This is a genomic window from Rathayibacter sp. Leaf248 (genome assembly GCF_920939495.1).
In the GTDB taxonomy this organism is placed as follows: domain Bacteria; phylum Actinomycetota; class Actinomycetes; order Actinomycetales; family Microbacteriaceae; genus Rathayibacter; species Rathayibacter caricis.
Genome location: NZ_CAKLAV010000001.1, coordinates 1,686,922 through 1,703,908, shown reverse-complemented (window position 1 = coordinate 1,703,908; position 16,987 = coordinate 1,686,922). Strand labels below are relative to the sequence as shown.

Below are 16,987 nucleotides of genomic sequence, written 5' to 3'. Positions count from 1 at the left end.
GTAGGTTACCGACGGTCCGACCGGTTAGAGGGAGTCCGTCCCCGGCCGAGGACGATCCACAACCACCAGCTGTTCTCAACAGCGCGAACGTCCTGGGAGGACACTCCAATGGCTGACAAGTCGCTCAACCGCACCGAGCTCGTCGCGAAGATCGCCGCGGACTCCGGCCAGAGCCAGGCCGCCGTCAACGGCGTCCTCGACTCGCTCTTCTCGACCCTCGCCGACTCCGTCTCCAACGACGTGAAGGTCACCATCCCCGGCTGGATCGCCGTCGAGCGCACCTCCCGCGCCGCGCGCACCGGCCGCAACCCGCAGACCGGTGAGACCATCCAGATCGCGGCCGGCCACTCGGTCAAGGTCTCGGCCGGCACCAAGCTCAAGGCCGCTGCGAAGTAGCACCGGTCCTCCGACGAAGGCCCCGGCGTCCGCGCCGGGGCCTTCGTCGTCCCCGCGGCTGCCGATCAGCCGGGGAACGTAGGCTTGACGGGTGAATCGAACCGTCCGGATCGCGGGGCCCGCGCTGCTGCTCGTCGCAGCCGCGCTCGTCGCCCTCCTCGCGGCCCTCGCCTTCGGCCGCGGAGCCGCCGCGCCGCTGCTGAACGATCCGGGGCCCGTCGTCCGCTACGGCCTCCCGATCGCGAAGCTCGCGGTCAACCTCGGCGCGGCCGCCATGATCGGCGCGCTCGTGCTCGCCCTCTTCGCGCTGAGCCCGCGCTCGACGGCGAAAGCGGCGAAGACCCCGAAGCCCGCGAAGGCCTCGAAGACGGCGGAGCCCGAGACGCCCGAGCAGCGCACCGAGTACTCCGTCGCCCTCGACGTCGCCGCCGCCGGCGCCGCGTTCTTCGCCGCCGCCGCGGCCGTCACGGGCTTCTTCACCTTCCTCAACGTCACCCAGACTCCGCTGAGCCTCGATCGCGACTTCGGCACGAAGCTCAGCTACTTCATCGGCAGCATCCCGGTCGGCCAGGCCTGGCTGACCACCACCCTGCTCGCCGCCGTCGTCACCGTGCTCTGCTTCGCCGTGCGCAACCAGACCGCGCTCGTCTTCGTCACCGCGATCGCGCTGCTCACCCTCCTCCCGATGGCGCAGCAGGGCCACGCCGCCGGCTCCGCCGGGCACGACGCCGCGGTCACCGCGCTGGGCCTGCACCTCGTCTTCGCCGCGATCTGGCTCGGCGGCCTCGTCACGGTCGTCGTGCTCCGACCGCTCCTCGACGGTCCGCGCCTGCTGCCCGTGATCCAGCGCTACTCCAGCCTCGCCCTCGTCAGCTTCGTGGTCGTCGCGGCGTCCGGCTACCTCAGCGCCGAGCTGCGTCTGGCCAGCTTCGGCAACCTCCTCACCGGCTACGGGATCCTCGTGATCGTGAAGGTCGCGGCGCTGATCGCCCTCGGCCTCTTCGGCCTGGTGCAGCGCCGGTTCCTGATCGAGCGGATGCGCTCCGCCGGCGGTGCGGGCGGCCGCAGCTTCTGGTGGCTGGTCGGTGCCGAGGTCGCCTTCATGGGCATCGCCTCCGGAGTCGCCGCCGCACTCGCGCGCACCGCGACCCCGGTCGACCAGGTCGCCGCGAGCCAGCTGACCGACCCGACGCCCGCCCAGCTCCTCACCGGCGAGCCCCTGCCGCCCGTGGCGAGCGCCGTGAACTTCGTGACCCTCTGGAACGTCGACCTGATCTGGCTGCTCGTCACCGGCTTCGGCATCGCGTTCTACGTGGCGGGCGTGCTGCGCCTGCGCCGTCGGGGCGACTCCTGGCCCTTGCACCGCACGGTGCTCTGGATCGCGGGCATGCTCCTGCTGGCCTACATCACCAACGGCGGCGTGAACGTCTACGAGAAGTACCTGTTCAGCGCGCACATGCTCTCGCACATGGTGCTGACGATGGCGGTGCCGCTGCTGCTCGTGCCCGCCGCCCCGGTCACGCTGATCGCGCGGGCGGTCGTCCGACGCACCGACGGATCCCGCGGGCCGCGCGAATGGGTGCTGCTGGCCGTGCACTCGCGCTTCGGCACGATTGTGTCGCATCCGATCGTCGCGGCCGTGCTCTTCGTCGGCTCGCTCTGGGCGTTCTACTACTCGCCCCTGTTCCGCTGGGCCACGACCGACCACATCGGCCACGAGTGGATGATCGTGCACTTCCTGATCACCGGCTACCTCTTCGTGAGCGTGCTGATCGGAGTCGATCCCAGCTCGCACCAGGTGCCGTACCCGATGCGTCTGCTGCTGCTGCTGGGCACCATGGCCTTCCACGCCTTCTTCGGCCTCGCGCTGATGACAGGGGAGGGCCTCCTGCTCGCCGACTGGTACGGAGCGATGGGCTGGGGCAGCGATGCGCTCGCCGATCAGCGCGCGGCCGGAGGCATCGCCTGGAGCATCGGCGAGATCCCGACCCTCGCCCTCGCGATCGTCGTCGCGATGATGTGGAGCAGGTCCGACGCCCGCGAGACGAAGCGGCGCGATCGGCAGGCCGACCGCACGGGCGAGGCGGAGCTCCACGAGTACAACGAGCGCCTGGCCGCCCTCGGCAAGCGCCGCTGACCCTCCTCCCCAGGCGGCCGTCCGCCCCCGTCCTGCCCGTTCCGGATCGACGCCGCACGGCCGCGGGTACAGTGGACCGGTGACCCAGCCGACCCTCTCCGACGAGCAGCAGCGGGTGTTCGACCTCATCGAGAACACCCGCGAGCACCTGTTCGTCACCGGTCGGGCCGGCACCGGCAAGTCGACCCTGCTGAACCACCTGAGCTGGAACACCGACAAGCAGATCGTCATCTGCGCCCCCACCGGAGTCGCGGCGCTGAACGTGGGCGGCCAGACGATCCACTCGCTCTTTCGCCTGCCGATCGGCGTGATCGCCGACTCCGATCTCGACCAGCCGCCCGAACTGCGCAAGCTCCTGAACACCATCGACACCCTCGTGATCGACGAGATCTCGATGGTCAACGCCGATCTGCTCGACGGCATCGACCGCAGCCTCCGCCAGGCGCGCCAGCGGCGGGCCGAGCCGTTCGGAGGCGTGCAGGTCGTCCTCTTCGGCGATCCGTTCCAGCTCGCCCCCGTCCCCGGCGACCCCGAGGAGCGCGCGTACTTCGCCGACCGCTACCGCTCGCTGTGGTTCTTCGACGCGCTGGTCTGGCAGGAGGCTCCGCTGCGCATCGTGGAGCTCGGCCGGATCCACCGTCAGAGCGACGAGCGCTTCAAGTGGATGCTCAACGCCGTCCGCTTCGGCATGGTCACGAAGGAGATCGCCGACGTCCTCAACGAGGCCGGCGCCCGCACCCCGCCGACCGACGGGGCGATCACCCTCGCGACCCGCAACGACACGGTCAACCGGATCAACCAGACGGCGCTGGCCCGTCTCAAGGGACCGCTCAAGACGGCGACCGCCGAGATCAGCGGCGACTTCGGCGGCCGCACCTACCCGGCCGATCAGAACCTCGAGCTCAAGATCGGCGCTCACGTGATGTTCCTCCGCAACGATGCGGAGCAGCGCTGGGTCAACGGCACGATCGGGATCGTGAAGAAGGTCGCCGGCACCGTCTGGGTCGAGGTCGACGGCGAGGTGCACGAGGTCGAGCCGGCCACCTGGGAGCGCTACCGCTACTCCTACTCGGCGGCGACCAAGAAGCTCACCCGCGAGATCGTGGCGGAGTTCGCCCAGTTCCCGCTCCGGCTCGCCTGGGCGGTCACCATCCACAAGTCGCAGGGCAAGACCTACGACTCGGCCGTGGTCGACCTCGGCCAGCGCGCGTTCGCGCCGGGGCAGACCTACGTCGCGCTCAGCCGCATCACGAGCCTCGAGGGCCTGTACCTCACCAGGCCGCTGCGGCCGAGCGACATCATCGTCGACAAGGACCTGCTGCGGTTCATGTCCGAGCGCCGGGCCGAGCCCGCCGCCGTCGCGACCGCCGAGGGCGGCGCGGCGTCGGCCTGACGTCGCGGGGCGCGATCAGGCGGCGACGCGGGAGCGGGCGAGGTCGCGGAACAGCTCGGTTGTCAGCCGGTAGGCCTCGGCCACCTCGGCGATGACCCGATCGCGCTCGGCGTCGTCCCAGTCGACCGCGTCGAGCTGCTCGCGGTACACGGCGCGGAACGCCGACGGCGTGGCGATCTCGCCGTACAGGTAGAAGCCGACGCCGTTGGTCTCGAAGCCGAAGCGGCGCTGGAGCAGGGTGCGCACGATGCTGCAGCCCGACAGATCGCCGAGGTAGCGCGTGTAGTGGTGGGCGACGAATCCGCCGCTCCATCCGCTGGCCACGGTCGTGATGCGCTCGACGTACGCCGCCGTCGAGGGCAGCGGGCGGATGCGCTCGCGCCAGTCCTCGCCGATCAGGAACCGCAGGTCCTCGGCGATCGCGGGCAGTCGGGTGAGCTTGGCCGAGATGAAGGGGGCCGCGACCGGATCGTCGCCCATGCGATCGGCCACCGCCTCGAGCGCCTCGTAGACGAAGTAGTGCTGCGAGACGAGCGCGATGTAGTCGTCGCGGCTGCCGGCGCCGGTCATCAGGGCGGTCATGAAGGCGGCGCCCTCGTCGTCCGCCGCGTCGGTCTGGCCGACGCGCTCGCGGAGAGCCTGCGAGAACGGGATCACGTTCGACACGAGGGCCTCCGATCGGCTTCTTAGGTTGGCCTTACCTTAGCCGACCGCGCGGAGGGAGGCCAGAGGCCGTCGGAGACCGCTCAGTGCCCGTGCCCGTCCTGGACGACGCCGTGCGTCCCTCCGGTACCGCCCGGCCCGGCCGAGGTCGCGGCCATCGCCGGAGTCGCGAGCGCCGAGACGACGAGGGCCCCGGCCAGCAGACCCAGCACCGTCCGGCCGGCCGGCACCACACGATCGGGGGAGGGGGCGCGTCGGAGGGACGCCGCCACGAGGCCCGCCGCGGCGAGCTGAAGCACCCCGCCCGCGAGCGAGGGCAGCGGATCGCGCAGGAGCCCCGCGGTGAGGGCGAGGGCCGAGCCGACCGTGGTGGCGACGGCGACCGCGAGCACCACCCGCGGCAGGAGGATCCGGCCACGGGCCAGCACGGCGACGGCCCAGGCGAGCTCGCCGGCGCCGAGGAGCGCGGGCACGAGCAGCCAGGAGTCCTCCCGCACGGAGGCCAGGCAGAGGTGGACCAGACCGGCACCGAGGGCGGCCGAGGCGGCCCAGCCGCGGACGAGAGGATTCACGCGCGCCTCCGGAGAAGAGGAAGGCCCCGGATCGACACACCGCATCGTGTCGTCCGGGGCCGTGGAGTCCGTCCGCCGCGGAAAACGGCGGGCCCGCGGCGGACGGAGTGGGAGGGGGGCGGCTGTCGCCGCCCGGATTCAGGCGGTGGCCGCTCGCGACCGGGTCGACTTCTCGGTTCCCAGACCCACGCCCAGCAGCACGATCGCGCTGCCGAGGTGGAGGAAGTGGTCGGCCGTGTTGAGGGCGAGCACGTTCAGCGACGTGTTCACCACGAAGAAGCCGACGATGCCCAGGAGCAGGTACGCGGCTCCGACGACCGTGTTCACGGTCTTCGCGGCGGCGACTGTCGAGAGCCCGGCGATCAGCAGCGCTCCGCCGATCAGGAGGTGGGCGATGTTGTGCATCGGGTTCACCTCGAAGATCCCGAGGAGCAGCCCTCCGTCGGTGGCGAGGAACTGCACGCCGCCCGTCACGACGAAGCCGAGCAGCCCCACGACGAGGTAGACCGCTCCGAAAGCGGTGGCGAGCAGGCGGTTGGGTGATCTGCGCATGTGACTGGACCTCCTTCACGCGACGGCCCTGTGCCGACACCCCTTCTTCGTAACCCGCGCCGAGTCGGTTTGGAAACGGGGTGGACGTCTCGGGTCACGGTCCGGATACGAACCGGCGGGACACCGGCCCGGGCGGTCCTCGAGTCGGGGCGCGCCCGTACAGTGGGGTCCGTTCCAGAGGATGTTCCGGGGGGAGCCGAAGGTCATGGTCGTGCGTCGCAAGCGGAGACGGGTCGCGGCTCTCGCCGTTCCCGCACTGGTCCTGGCCCTCGTCGGCTGCACGCAGGGGGCCGCCTCGGTCGTCCCCGATGCGCCGCCCGGTCCCGTGTCCGACGACCTCGCGATCGCGCTCTCCGGCCTCGTCGACGAGGCGCGCGGCGCGGCCGGAGCGACGGGGGCCGTCGCCGGGGTCTGGTCGCCCTGGGCGGGTGGCTGGGAGACGGCGCTCGGCGTCGTCGGCGACGCCGACCCCACTCCGCTGACCACCGACGCGCACGTGCGCCTGGGCACGGGAGGGACGGAGGCGATGACCTGCGACGTGGTCGTCGCGCTCGCCGAGGAGGGCCGCCTGGACCTCGACGCCGACATCTCCGAGTCGCTCAGCTCCCTGCCCGGCATCGAGGGCACGACCCTCCGCCAGCTCTGCGCGCACACCTCCGGACTCGCCGACTTCCGGGCGGCGCTCTGGCCGACGGTCCTGCAGAACCCGGTCAGGGAGTGGCCGACGATGGAGCTGATCTCGGCCGCCCAGGTGCGCGCGCCCGTGGCACCTCCGGGAGCCGCCTGGTCCGACTCCGCCACCGGGCCGTTGCTGGCGGGACTCGCGGCCTCGGAGGCGACCGGCCGCAGCGTCGCCGACCTCTACCGCGAGTACGTCGTGCCGCGGTACGGCCTGCGCAGCACCGCGCTGCCCTCGGCGCGGACGCTCGATCTGCCCACTCCGGCGCCGCGCGGGTACGCGGCCGGCCTCGACCTCCGCACCGGAGCCGTGCAGTGCGAGGTGCGCCGCGACGTCGGCTCGGCGTCGCCGTCGGCGCTGGGGGCCGCGGGCGGAGTCGTGACCGACCTCGAGGACCTCCGCCGGCTCGCGACCGGCCTCGCCGCCTCGCCCTCCGGCGACGCCGTGTGGTCCGACCCGGTCCCGCAGGGTCAGGGCCGCGCCGAGTGGCTCCTCGCCGGCCTGGGCGGGCATGAGGCAGGCCCGCTCCGGGGCTTCTCCGGCGTGGCGCCCGGATTCGTGACCGCCGCCTACTCCGACCCGGTGTCGGGACTGACGGTCGCCGTGTCGTTCAACAGCTCCACCGCGGGGGCCGACTTCGCCGGGAACGTCGCGCGGGCGATGGCGGCCGTCGCCGTCGAGCAGGGCGCCGCGTCGGGAGCGGCGGACCTGCCCGTCCTGCCGTGGACGGCCGAGGGCGAGCGCGTCGCCGCGCTCACCGTGCACCAGCGCTGCTGAAGCGGGTGGCGGGGGATCGCCGATCCCTGACCGTCCAACGCGCCGTGGGGCCGGAGCCGGGGTCCTACTGTGGGGTCATGCCGATCACCCCCGACACCAAGGACTGGACCTGGGCCGCCGAGCGCCCCTGCCTCGAGTGCGGCTTCGACGCCTCGCTCGTCGACGCGTCCGACGTCTCCCACCTCATCCGCGAGAACGCCGCCGCCTGGCCGTACGTCCTCGAGCGCGACGACGCCGCGGGCCGGCCCGACGACGAGACGTGGTCGCCCCTGGAGTACGCGGCGCACGTGCGCGACGTGCACCGCATCTACCGCACGCGCCTGGGCCTGATGCTCGCCGGCGACGATCCGCTGTTCCCCAACTGGGACCAGGACGTCACCGCCGTCGAGGACCGCTACTCCGAGCAGGATCCGGCCGTCGTCGGCCGCGAGCTCGTCGAGGAGGCGGGCCTGATCGCCGACGCCTTCGACGGCGTCACGGGCGCCCAGTGGCAGTACCCGGGCCGCCGCAGCGACGGAGCCGTCTTCACCGTCGAGACGATGGCGCGCTACTACCTGCACGACGTCCAGCACCACCTGCACGACGTCCGCGGTTGAGCGCGCAGCCCGCTCAGTAGTCGATGAGCTGCGGATTGAGGAACGACACCGTCCGCGCGTAGGCGAGCGCCGCGGAGGAGGGGTCGACGGCCTCGCGCAGGGTCCCGTTCGCGAAGTGCCGGACGGTGCCCGGATACGTGTGCGCCGTGACGGGCGTCCCCGCGTCCTTCAGCCGGCCGACGAACGCCTCGGGGTCGTCGCCCTCGGGCCACTCGTCGCTCTGCGCGTAGTGGAGCAGCGTCGGGCACGGCACGAGCGCGTGCTCCTCCTGCCCGAGGGTCGCGTAGTACGCGACGACCGCGTCGACCAGCCCGGTGGCGGCGGCGAGCAGGCCGAGACGCCCGCCGAAGCCGAAGCCGATGATGGCGCTGCGCTGCGCGCCCTCGGCCGCTCCGGAGCGGACCGCGTCGGCGATCGCGGCCATCGCGCGGTCCTGCGCGGTCATCGCGGCGAGGTCGCGGGCGTCCTCCGGGGCGAGCGTCGCCCAGCCGTCGTAGAGGTCGGGGACGAGCACGTGGTACCCGTGCTTCGAGACGGCCTCGGCGAAGGGCTCCATCCACGGGAGCCGGCCGTACACGTCGTGGAGCACGACGACGACCGGGCGGCCGGGGCGCCCGTACTCGAGGGCGACGCCCGGCGACGGGATCTGGACGAGCTCTGTCACTCCTCCACCCTGCACCGCGACGTCCGCCATTCCGCGCGTTCGCGGCGATCGCCTCGGCGTGTCGCCCGATGAGGGCGCCTGAGGAGGACGGAGGGGGAGGAGACCTGTGGAGCGAGTGACGGGAATCGAACCCGCGCCATCTGCTTGGGAAGCAGAAGTTCTACCATTGAACTACACTCGCGCGGCGCCTCGGAGGCGCACTCGATCATCGTAGCAAGGCCTGCGCGCGCACCACGTCGATGGTGCCGCCCCACGCCCTAGGATCGCCTCGTGCTGCTCTCCGATCGCGACATCCAGACCGAACTCTCCTCCGGCCGCGTCGGTCTCGATCCGCACGATCCGGCGATGATCCAGCCCTCGTCCGTCGACGTGCGCCTCGACCGCTTCTTCCGGCTGTTCGACAACCACCGGTACCCCTACATCGATCCGGCCGAGGATCAGCCGGACCTCACGAGGCTGGTCGAGACCCCGCAGGGCGAGCCGTTCATCCTGCACCCGGGCGAGTTCGTGCTCGGATCGACGTACGAGGCGGTCACGCTGCCCGACGACATCGCGGCGCGGCTCGAGGGCAAGAGCTCGCTCGGGCGCCTGGGGCTGCTGACGCACTCGACGGCCGGGTTCATCGATCCGGGCTTCACCGGCCACGTCACGCTCGAGCTCAGCAACGTCGCGACGCTGCCGATCACTCTCTGGCCGGGGATGAAGATCGGCCAGATGTGCTTCTTCCGCCTCAGCTCTCCGGCCGAGAAGCCTTACGGATCCGCGGAGTACTTCTCGCGCTACCAGGGCCAGCGCGGCCCGACCGCGTCCCGCTCCTCCCTCAACTTCCACCGCACGGACGTCTACGGCGACTGACGGAGCGGGGCGTCTCTCAGCCCAGGAGCCGGGGGAGCTGCAGCACGAGCCAGGGCGAGAACGCCCACGGCGCCGCACGCACGGAGGCCAGCGTGGCCTCCGGGTCGACCCACTCGTAGTCCATGACCTCGTCGGCCCGCGGCGAGAGTGCCTCGCGGCTCGACAGGGTCGCGGTGTACACCGGGCAGATCTCGTTCTCGACGATCCCGGAGGCGTCCACCGCGCGGTAGCGGAAGTCCGGCAGCGCCACCTCCAGCGTCTCGAGTCGGGCACCGAGCTCGCGCTCGGCGCGACGGACGACGGCGTCCTCGATCCGCTCGCCGGGGGCGGGGTGACCGCAGAACGAATTGGTCCAGACGCCGGGCCACGTGCGCTTGCCGAGCGCGCGGCGCGTCACGAGCAGGGCGCCGTCCGGTGCGAACACGTGGCAGGAGAACGCCAGGTGCAGGGCCGTCTCGGCGTCGTGCACCGTCGCCTTGTCGGCGACGCCGATGGCGCCGCCCGTCTCGTCCAGCAGGACGACCTGCTCGATCTCGTCCTCGCGCACGGCGATTCCTCCCGAAGTCATGGCTGTAAGTCAAGCACGAGGAGGGAACTCAGCCGGCTTAGTGCTAGAAGACCGAACTTGTTAGCCTCTCCCTCGTGGATACACGCGACCCCGTGGTTCTCTCCCGGAAGCGGCAGGAACACGTCGATGCCGTGCTCGACCGGTTCTTCTCCCTGGCGCGCGCCCGGGCGGAGCGGCTGGGGACGCGGTACACGACCCTGTGGCAGACGCTCGAGGCCAACACCCGCGGGGGCAAGCGCTTCCGCCCCCTCATGGTGATCTCGGCGTACGAGGCCCTGGGCGGGCGCGACCCGGAGGCCGCCGCGCATCTCGGCGCCGCCTTCGAGCTCCTCCACACCGCGCTGATCGTGCACGACGACGTGATCGACCGCGACTTCGTCCGACGCGGCGGACCCAACGTCTCGGGCAGCTACCGCGACGAGGCGACCACCGCCGGTCTCTCCATCCCCATCGCCGAGCACCGCGGCACCTCCGTCGCCGTCATCGCCGGCGACCTCGCGCTGACCGGCGCCCACCGCCTCATCGAGGGTGTCGGAGCGGACGACGCCGTCCGCGCCCGCCTGCTCACGCTGCTCGACGAGGCCGTCTTCGCCTCGGCAGCGGGGGAGCTCGCCGATGTCGACTTCTCGCTCATGCCCGGCATGCCCTCGGTCGAGGAGGTGCTCGAGATGGAGCGCCTGAAGACCGCCGTCTACTCGTTCGAGGCGCCGCTGCAGGCGGGCGCGATCCTGGCGGGGGCCTCCGACGAGGCCGTCGAGGCGCTGGGCGAGTTCGGCCGCTGCATCGGCATCGCCTACCAGATCGTCGACGACCTGCTGGGCGTCTTCGGCTCGGAGGGGCAGACCGGCAAGACCACGCTGGGCGACCTGCGCGAGGGCAAGCGCACGGTGCTGATCGCGCACGCGGCGGGCACCGACTGCTGGCCCGAGATCGAGGGTCTGATCGGCGACGAGCACCTCAGCGGCGAGACCGCCGAGCGCGTCCGCCGGATCCTCGAGGAGTGCGGTGCCCGCGGGTTCGCCGAGTCCCTCGCCGGCGACTTCGCGAACCGCGCCTGGGAGGCGCTGAACACTCCCGCGGTCTCGGAGGCGTTCCGCGTCGAGGTCCGCCCGCTCGTCGCGAGCGTGGTCGGACGCACCCGATGACCCTCGTCGTGCGCGGCCGCCACGCGCGGCCCTCCGCACCGATGACCCCCCGCACATCCACGACCCGTACGGTGGCACGATGACCCGGCAGAGCGAACTGTACGACCGAGTCGCGCACGAGGCGTCCGCGCAGGTGATCCGCAGCTACTCCACGTCGTTCGGACTCGCCACGCGGCTGCTCGGGCGCGGCGTCCGCGAGCGGGTGGAGGACGTCTACGCCCTGGTGCGCGTCGCCGACGAGATCGTCGACGGCGTCGCCGAGGCGGCCGAGCTCGACCGCGCGGCCGTCGAGGAGGCCCTCGACGCGTTCGAGGCCGAGACCGACCGCGCCCTCGACTCCGGCTACAGCTCGAACCTCGTGGTGCACGCCTTCGCCAGGACCGCCAGGGCGACCGGGTTCGGCACCGAGCTGACCCGCCCCTTCTTCGCCTCGATGCGGGCGGACCTCCGCGAGACCGTGCACACGCCCGAGTCGTTCGAGCGCTACGTCTACGGCTCCGCCGAGGTCGTGGGGCTGATGTGCCTGCACGTGTTCCTCGCCGCCCCGGATGCGGGCCACGTCGCGCCCGCGGCCCGTGAGCGCCTGGTCGCCGGTGCCCGGCGCCTGGGCTCCGCGTTCCAGAAGGTCAACTTCCTCCGCGACCTGGCGGCCGACGTCGACGGACTCGGACGCAGCTACTTCCCGGGTGTCGACCCGCGCGCGTTCTCCGAGACGGACAAGGCGGTGCTGCTCGCCGACCTCGACGACGACCTCGCCGAGGCCGCCGCGATCATCCCGGAGCTGCCCCGGTCGAGCCGCCGGGCCGTCGTGCTCGCGCACTCGCTCTTCCAGGCGCTGGCCGACCGCATCCGCGAGACGCCGGCCGAGGAGCTGCTCCGGGCCCGCGTCAGCGTGCCGACGGCCACGAAGACGGCGCTGGCCGCCCGCGCCGCCGCGTCCACTCTCGCTCCGCGACTCGGTCGCGGCCCCGCCCGCGCGAGCCGTTCGGCCTCCGGACCGCACCGCGCGGTCGTGATCGGCGGCGGCATCGGCGGACTCGCCTCCGCCGCGCTCCTCGCCCGCGACGGCTGGGACGTGACCGTGCTCGAGAAGCGCGAGGTCGTCGGCGGCCGCGCCGGCTCGTGGGAGCGCGACGGGTTCCGCTTCGACACCGGTCCGTCCTGGTACCTCATGCCCGAGGTCTTCGACCACTTCTTCCGGCTGATGGGCACGAGCGCCGACGAGCGCCTCGACCTGGTGAAGCTGGATCCGGGCTACCGCGTCTACAGCGAGGGAGTCGAGGAGCCGCTCGACGTGCTCGCCGACCTCGAGTCGAACATCGCCCTGTTCGAGAGCGTCGAGCCGGGCTCGGGCGAGCGGATGCGCGCCTACCTCGAGTCGGCGCGCGACACGTACGAGATGGCCAAGCGCCGCTTCCTCTACACCAGCTTCGCGTCCTTCGTCCCGCTGCTGCGCAAGGACGTCCTCTCTCGCACGGCGACCCTCGGGAAGCTCCTGCTCACCTCGCTCGACTCCCTCGCCGGCACCGCGGTGACCGACACCCGCCTGCGGCAGATCCTCGGCTACCCGGCCGTCTTCCTCGGCTCCTCGCCGTACGACGCGCCGAGCATGTACCACCTGATGAGCCACCTCGACCTGGCCGACGGCGTGCTCTACCCGATGGGCGGATTCACGCGGCTGATCGAGGCCGTCGCCGAGGTCGGCGAGGAGGCGGGCGTCACGATCCGCACCTCGTCGCCCGCCACGCGCATCCTCACCGCCCGCGCTCCCCGCGGGAGCCGTCGCGGTGCCGAGGTCGTGGGAGTGGAGTTCGAGGGCCCGAACGGAGTCGAGCGCCTGCCCGCCGAGCTCGTCGTCAACGCGTCCGACCTCTTCACCACGGAGCAGTCCCTCCTGCCCGACGAGCAGCGCACCTTCCCGCCGCAGTACTGGGAGGACCGCAATCCCGGTCCGAGCGCCGTGCTGATCCTCCTCGGCGTGCGCGGCGAGCTGCCGCAGCTCGAGCACCACACCCTTCTCTTCACGAAGGACTGGCGCGACAACTTCGGCCGTATCTTCGGCGAGAACCCCTCGGTGCCGGATCCCGCCTCCCTCTACGTCTGCCGTCCCAGCGCGACCGACCCGGGCGTGGCTCCGGACGGGCACGAGAACCTCTTCGTGCTCGTGCCGATCCCGGCCGACACCTCGATCGGCCACGGCGGAGTCGACGGCCAGGGCGACGCGCGGGTCGAGGCGATCGCGGACGCGGCCATCCGGCAGATCGCGACCTGGACCGGAGCGGCGGACCTCGCCGACCGGATCGTCGTGCGGCGCACGATCGGCCCGGCCGACTTCGAGACCGACCTCGGCGCCTGGCGCGGCTCGATGCTGGGCCCTGCGCACGTGCTCAAGCAGAGCGCGTTCTTCCGCGCCGGCAACGCGAGCGCGCACGTCGACGGGCTCCTCTTCGCCGGCAGCTCGACGATCCCCGGCATCGGCCTGCCGATGTGCGTCATCAGCGCCGAGGTCATGCTCAAGCGCGTCCGCGGCGACGTCTCGACCGAGCCGATCCCGGTGCGCGGCGCGCCAGACGCCCCGGTGGCTCCGACCGTCGGAGCCGAGGTGCGCGACGCCGTGCTCGCCGGCCCGGCGGAGTAGCCGGTGGGCGTCGTCTACCTGCTCGCGCTCGCGGTCTCGATCTTCGGCATGGTCGTGCTCGACAGGCGCTTCGGGCTGTTCTTCTGGAACGACGCCCGGCGGGCCGCGATCGTGCTGCCCGCGGGAGTCGTCTTCTTCCTGATCTGGGACCTGTTCGGGATCGGGCTCGGCGTCTTCTTCCGCGGCGAGACCCCGTACATGACCGGACTGCAGCTCGCCCCCGAGCTCCCGGTCGAGGAGGTCCTCTTCCTCACCCTGCTCTGCTACCTGTCGATGGACGTCCACGGGGCGCTCGAGAAGCGGGCGGAGGCGCGCGCGTGACCTACCTCCTCCTGAACACGGTCTTCCTGGCCGTGGTGCTGGTGGTCCTCGTGATCGCCCTGCGCCGCGGTCGGCTCCGCCTCGGCCCCCTCGCCGGCACGCTCGTCGTCCTGCTCGTGATGACGGCCGTCTTCGACAACGTGATGATCGGAGTCGGACTCCTGGTGGCCTACGACGATTCGCTCATCTCGGGGATCAGGATCGGCGTCGCGCCGATCGAGGACTTCGCCTACGCCATCGCGGCGGCCGTCGCGCTCCCGGCGCTCTGGTCGATCCTGCCGGCCCGCCGACGCACCACCGGGAGCACCTCGTGAACCGACTCCGCGCCCTCTTCGTCTCGAGCAGGCCCCTCAGCTGGGTCAACACGGCGTACCCCTTCGCGGCCGCCTACCTGCTGACCACCCGCGAGATCGATCTCGCCTTCGTGCTCGGCACTCTCTACTTCCTCATCCCCTACAACCTCGCGATGTACGGGATCAACGACGTCTTCGACTACGAGTCGGATCTGCGGAACCCTCGCAAGGGCGGCGTCGAGGGCGCCGTCCTCGATCGGAGCGAGCACCGCGCGACCCTGATCGCGGCCGTCGCGACGAACGTGCCGTTCCTCGTCGCGCTCGTGATCCTCGGCTCGCCGGTCTCGTGGCTCGTGCTGGCGATCAGCGTCTTCGCCGTGATCGCGTACAGCGCGCCGGGACTGCGCTTCAAGGAGCGGCCGTTCGTCGACTCGCTGACCTCGGCGACCCACTTCGTCAGCCCGGCCGTCTACGGCATCGCGCTGGCCGGCACCACGGTGACCGGGCCTCTGGTGGCCCTGCTCGTCGCGTTCTTCCTCTGGGGCATCGCGAGCCACGCCTTCGGGGCGGTGCAGGACATCCTCGCCGACCGCGCCGCGGGCATCGGATCGATCGCCACGGTCATCGGGGCGAAGGCGACCACGCGCTTCGCGATCGCCGCCTACGTCGCGAGCGGCCTGCTGCTCCTGCTGCTGCCGTGGCCGGGGACGCTCGCCGTGATCCTGGCCGTGCCTTACGCGCTCAGCATCTGGCCGTACCGCTCGCTGAGCGACGCGGAGGCGGAGCGGGCGAACGCGGGCTGGAAGCGGTTCCTCGCGCTCAACTTCCTGACCGGGTTCCTGGTCACGCTGCTGCTGATCGTCTTCTGGCTCGCCACCTGAGGGTGAGCCCCTCCGCTCAGAAGAGCTGGTGCGGAGCGACGATCAGCACGACGACGACCGCGAGGCCCGCGAGGAGCGCCGCGACGAGCAGGCCGTAGCCGATCCGCTTCGCGGTCTTCGCGATCCGGGTGCGACGAGGGACGCGGCGCTTCTTCTTGACGCGGATCGACGCCGGGCGGTCGGCCGCCGGAGCGGGGGCGGCCTGCGCCGGAGCGGTGGGCCAGCCGTCGGCGGGACTCGTGCGAGGAGCGTCGACGGCCTGCTCGGCACTCCTGGTGTGCCGCTCGGGTCCGCGTCGTGCGGGATCCTCGTTCGTCGTCCGCCGTGCCATGCCGCTCCTCCGGGTCGCCCGCCGTCGTTCTGCGGGCGGGGGCCGTCGGGGCGACGGCTCCGACACTCTAGGGCAGCGCCGCTCCTCGCGGCTCGGTCGGCGCGACCGGCGCCGCGGCGGGCGGGCGGCGCACGGGGAGGAGCAGGAGGAGCCCGACGCCGAGTACGAGCACGAGGCCGAGGATGCCCCAGTACTGCACGTTCGCCTCGTCGCCGCCCGAGGTCGCCGCGGCGATCGAGACGAAGGCCGCGAAGGCGGCCGGGGCGAGGAAGGACGCGGCGCGACCCGTCGTGGCGTAGAGCCCGAAGATCTCGCCCTCGCGTCCCTCCGGGATCAGCCGCGCGAGGTAGCTGCGGCTCGCCGACTGAGCGGGGCCGACGAAGAGGCACAGCAGCAGGCCGAAGATCCAGAAGACGGTGGCGCCGCCGTCGTGCAGCACGAAGACCGCGGTGCCGCAGACGAGCAGCCCGACCAGCGAGGCGACGATCACGGTCTTGGGGCCGAGGCGGTCGTCGAGGGCGCCGACCGAGATGGTGGCGACTCCGGCGACCACGTTGGCCGCGATGGCGAAGAGGATCACCTCGCCGGCGGTGAAGCCGAACGTGCCCTGCGCGAGGACCCCGCCGAAGGTGAAGACGCCGGTGAGCCCGTCGCGGAACACGGCGCTCGCGATCAGGAACAGCACGGTGGTGCGGCTCTCGCGCCACAGTGCGGCGATCTGGCGGAACAGGGCGCGGTAGGAGGCGATCACGCCGACGCGCTCGCGCGAGCCCGCCCGCGCCGGCAGCTCGGGCACCGCGACGAGCACGGGGATCGCGAAGACGGCGAACCAGACGCCCGCGAGCAGGATCGAGACGCGGACGTCGAGTCCGTCCTCCCCGGTCACGCCGAAGAGTCCGACCTCGGGCGAGATGAAGCCGAAGTAGACGATCAGCAGGAGCACGATGCCGCCGACGTAGCCCATGCCCCAGCCGAAGCCCGAGACCCGGCCGATCGTGGCGCGCGTCGAGACCTGGGTGAGCATCGCGTTGTAGTTGACGCTCGCGAACTCGAAGAAGACCGTGCCGACGGCGAGCAGCCCGAGGCCCAGCCAGAGGTATCCGGGATCGGGGCGGACGAGGAACATCAGCAGGATGCACGCCACGACGACGGCGGAGTGGATCCCGAGCCACAGCCGGCGGCGTCCGCCGAGGTCGGCCCGGCGGCCGGTGATCGGAGCGATCAGGGCGACGACCAGCCCCGCCCCCGCGAGCGACCAGCCGAGCGCGGCCGAGACTCCGCTGGGGGTGCCGAAGAGGCCGTCGGTCGTGAGGTAGACCGTGAAGACGAAGGTGGTGACGACGGCGTTGAAGGCGGATCCGCCCCAGTCCCAGAGGCCCCAGGCGAGGACGGGTCGACGGCCGGCGCGTTCGGTCATGCGCTCACCGTAGGGCGTGGAGGTGAACGGCGGGAAGCTGCCACCGAGAGTTGAGCCCGCTGGACTCAACTTCTCCGTTCCCGGCTTGACTCCAGGAATGGTCCGCGTA

The 16,987-nt window shown here is 72.0% G+C and carries 18 protein-coding genes and 1 tRNA gene; 11 read left to right on the top strand and 8 right to left on the bottom strand.

Annotated features, from left to right (window positions below; all coding sequences use genetic code 11):
* The first annotated feature begins 108 nt into the window (after positions 1–108).
* From LRG51_RS08355 to LRG51_RS08345, 3 genes are all read left to right on the top strand, one after another.
* Entirely contained in the window at positions 109–396 is a 288-nt protein-coding gene (locus LRG51_RS08355; RefSeq protein WP_055786347.1) for an HU family DNA-binding protein, read from the top strand.
* A gap of 91 nt (positions 397–487) precedes the next feature.
* Positions 488–2,533: a cytochrome c oxidase assembly protein gene (locus tag LRG51_RS08350; RefSeq protein ID WP_230672122.1), complete on the top strand. Its 2,046-nt coding sequence runs from the start codon at positions 488–490 to the stop codon at positions 2,531–2,533.
* A 79-nt stretch (positions 2,534–2,612) separates the two neighbouring features.
* Positions 2,613–3,926 (top strand): ATP-dependent DNA helicase, encoded by a 1,314-nt coding sequence (locus LRG51_RS08345; protein ID WP_230672120.1) that lies wholly within the window; start codon positions 2,613–2,615, stop codon positions 3,924–3,926.
* A 15-nt stretch (positions 3,927–3,941) separates the two neighbouring features.
* On the opposite strand, the gene LRG51_RS08340 is transcribed toward LRG51_RS08345, so the two are convergent.
* From LRG51_RS08340 to LRG51_RS08330, 3 genes are all read right to left on the bottom strand, one after another.
* Positions 3,942–4,592 (bottom strand): biliverdin-producing heme oxygenase, encoded by a 651-nt coding sequence (locus LRG51_RS08340; RefSeq protein ID WP_230672117.1) that lies wholly within the window; start codon positions 4,590–4,592, stop codon positions 3,942–3,944.
* An 80-nt stretch (positions 4,593–4,672) separates the two neighbouring features.
* Positions 4,673–5,161, bottom strand: a complete 489-nt coding sequence (locus LRG51_RS08335) for a hypothetical protein (protein WP_230672115.1) — start codon at positions 5,159–5,161, stop codon at positions 4,673–4,675.
* A gap of 138 nt (positions 5,162–5,299) precedes the next feature.
* Complete coding sequence (locus tag LRG51_RS08330; protein ID WP_055786358.1) at positions 5,300–5,713, bottom strand: DUF4383 domain-containing protein; 414 nt, start codon at positions 5,711–5,713, stop codon at positions 5,300–5,302.
* A gap of 205 nt (positions 5,714–5,918) precedes the next feature.
* Between LRG51_RS08330 and LRG51_RS08325 the strand changes: the two genes are divergently transcribed.
* Together LRG51_RS08325 and LRG51_RS08320 are read left to right on the top strand one after the other, a co-directional pair.
* A complete protein-coding gene (locus LRG51_RS08325) occupies positions 5,919–7,169 on the top strand; it encodes a serine hydrolase domain-containing protein (protein WP_055786361.1) in 1,251 nt (416 codons plus the stop codon).
* A 77-nt stretch (positions 7,170–7,246) separates the two neighbouring features.
* Complete coding sequence (locus LRG51_RS08320) at positions 7,247–7,765, top strand: DinB family protein (RefSeq protein WP_055786365.1); 519 nt, start codon at positions 7,247–7,249, stop codon at positions 7,763–7,765.
* 13 nt (positions 7,766–7,778) lie between these two features.
* Here LRG51_RS08320 and LRG51_RS08315 read toward each other — a convergent pair whose 3' ends face one another.
* Together LRG51_RS08315 and LRG51_RS08310 are read right to left on the bottom strand one after the other, a co-directional pair.
* Positions 7,779–8,429 (bottom strand): dienelactone hydrolase family protein, encoded by a 651-nt coding sequence (locus tag LRG51_RS08315; protein WP_230672113.1) that lies wholly within the window; start codon positions 8,427–8,429, stop codon positions 7,779–7,781.
* A gap of 107 nt (positions 8,430–8,536) precedes the next feature.
* A tRNA-Gly gene (locus LRG51_RS08310) sits at positions 8,537–8,610 on the bottom strand.
* 89 nt (positions 8,611–8,699) lie between these two features.
* On the opposite strand from LRG51_RS08310, the gene dcd reads away from it, so the two are divergent.
* Complete coding sequence (gene dcd, locus LRG51_RS08305; RefSeq protein ID WP_077224077.1) at positions 8,700–9,284, top strand: dCTP deaminase; 585 nt, start codon at positions 8,700–8,702, stop codon at positions 9,282–9,284.
* 16 nt (positions 9,285–9,300) lie between these two features.
* Here the strand turns inward: dcd and idi are convergent, their stop codons facing one another.
* Positions 9,301–9,852, bottom strand: a complete 552-nt coding sequence (gene idi, locus LRG51_RS08300) for an isopentenyl-diphosphate Delta-isomerase (protein WP_230672111.1) — start codon at positions 9,850–9,852, stop codon at positions 9,301–9,303.
* A 92-nt stretch (positions 9,853–9,944) separates the two neighbouring features.
* Between idi and LRG51_RS08295 the strand changes: the two genes are divergently transcribed.
* The 5 genes from LRG51_RS08295 to LRG51_RS08270 all read left to right on the top strand — a co-directional run bounded on the left by LRG51_RS08295 (position 9,945) and on the right by LRG51_RS08270 (position 15,130).
* Positions 9,945–10,997, top strand: a complete 1,053-nt coding sequence (locus LRG51_RS08295) for a polyprenyl synthetase family protein (protein ID WP_055786375.1) — start codon at positions 9,945–9,947, stop codon at positions 10,995–10,997.
* A gap of 79 nt (positions 10,998–11,076) precedes the next feature.
* Positions 11,077–13,635: a phytoene desaturase family protein gene (gene crtI / locus LRG51_RS19590; protein ID WP_329958730.1), complete on the top strand. Its 2,559-nt coding sequence runs from the start codon at positions 11,077–11,079 to the stop codon at positions 13,633–13,635.
* A gap of 3 nt (positions 13,636–13,638) precedes the next feature.
* The gene (locus tag LRG51_RS08280; RefSeq protein ID WP_082480957.1) at positions 13,639–13,956 is read left to right on the top strand and encodes a lycopene cyclase domain-containing protein; all 318 of its coding nucleotides are present in this window, start codon (positions 13,639–13,641) and stop codon (positions 13,954–13,956) included.
* Positions 13,953–14,270: a lycopene cyclase domain-containing protein gene (locus LRG51_RS08275; protein WP_055786381.1), complete on the top strand. Its 318-nt coding sequence runs from the start codon at positions 13,953–13,955 to the stop codon at positions 14,268–14,270. Before LRG51_RS08280 ends, LRG51_RS08275 begins: the two co-directional genes overlap by 4 nt.
* Complete coding sequence (locus LRG51_RS08270; protein WP_107574458.1) at positions 14,267–15,130, top strand: prenyltransferase; 864 nt, start codon at positions 14,267–14,269, stop codon at positions 15,128–15,130. The genes LRG51_RS08275 and LRG51_RS08270 overlap by 4 nt, the downstream gene beginning before the upstream one ends.
* A gap of 16 nt (positions 15,131–15,146) precedes the next feature.
* Here the strand turns inward: LRG51_RS08270 and LRG51_RS08265 are convergent, their stop codons facing one another.
* Both LRG51_RS08265 and LRG51_RS08260 read right to left on the bottom strand, forming a co-directional pair.
* Positions 15,147–15,461, bottom strand: coding sequence for a hypothetical protein (locus tag LRG51_RS08265; protein WP_230672109.1), 315 nt, complete (start codon positions 15,459–15,461; stop codon positions 15,147–15,149).
* 67 nt (positions 15,462–15,528) lie between these two features.
* Complete coding sequence (locus LRG51_RS08260) at positions 15,529–16,878, bottom strand: MFS transporter (RefSeq protein ID WP_055786388.1); 1,350 nt, start codon at positions 16,876–16,878, stop codon at positions 15,529–15,531.
* Between the last annotated feature and the right edge of the window lie 109 nt (positions 16,879–16,987).

Bases quoted from the DNA above. Each gene is read 5' to 3' on its own strand.
- LRG51_RS08320 (WP_055786365.1), top strand. From the start codon at position 7,247: ATGCCGATCACCCCCGACACCAAGGACTGGACCTGGGCCGCCGAGCGC.
- LRG51_RS08265 (WP_230672109.1), bottom strand. From the start codon at position 15,461: ATGGCACGGCGGACGACGAACGAGGATCCCGCACGACGCGGACCCGAG.
- LRG51_RS08330 (WP_055786358.1), bottom strand. From the start codon at position 5,713: ATGCGCAGATCACCCAACCGCCTGCTCGCCACCGCTTTCGGAGCGGTC.
- LRG51_RS08355 (WP_055786347.1), top strand. From the start codon at position 109: ATGGCTGACAAGTCGCTCAACCGCACCGAGCTCGTCGCGAAGATCGCC.
- crtI (WP_329958730.1), top strand. From the start codon at position 11,077: ATGACCCGGCAGAGCGAACTGTACGACCGAGTCGCGCACGAGGCGTCC.
- LRG51_RS08260 (WP_055786388.1), bottom strand. From the start codon at position 16,878: ATGACCGAACGCGCCGGCCGTCGACCCGTCCTCGCCTGGGGCCTCTGG.
- idi (WP_230672111.1), bottom strand. From the start codon at position 9,852: ATGACTTCGGGAGGAATCGCCGTGCGCGAGGACGAGATCGAGCAGGTC.
- LRG51_RS08325 (WP_055786361.1), top strand. From the start codon at position 5,919: ATGGTCGTGCGTCGCAAGCGGAGACGGGTCGCGGCTCTCGCCGTTCCC.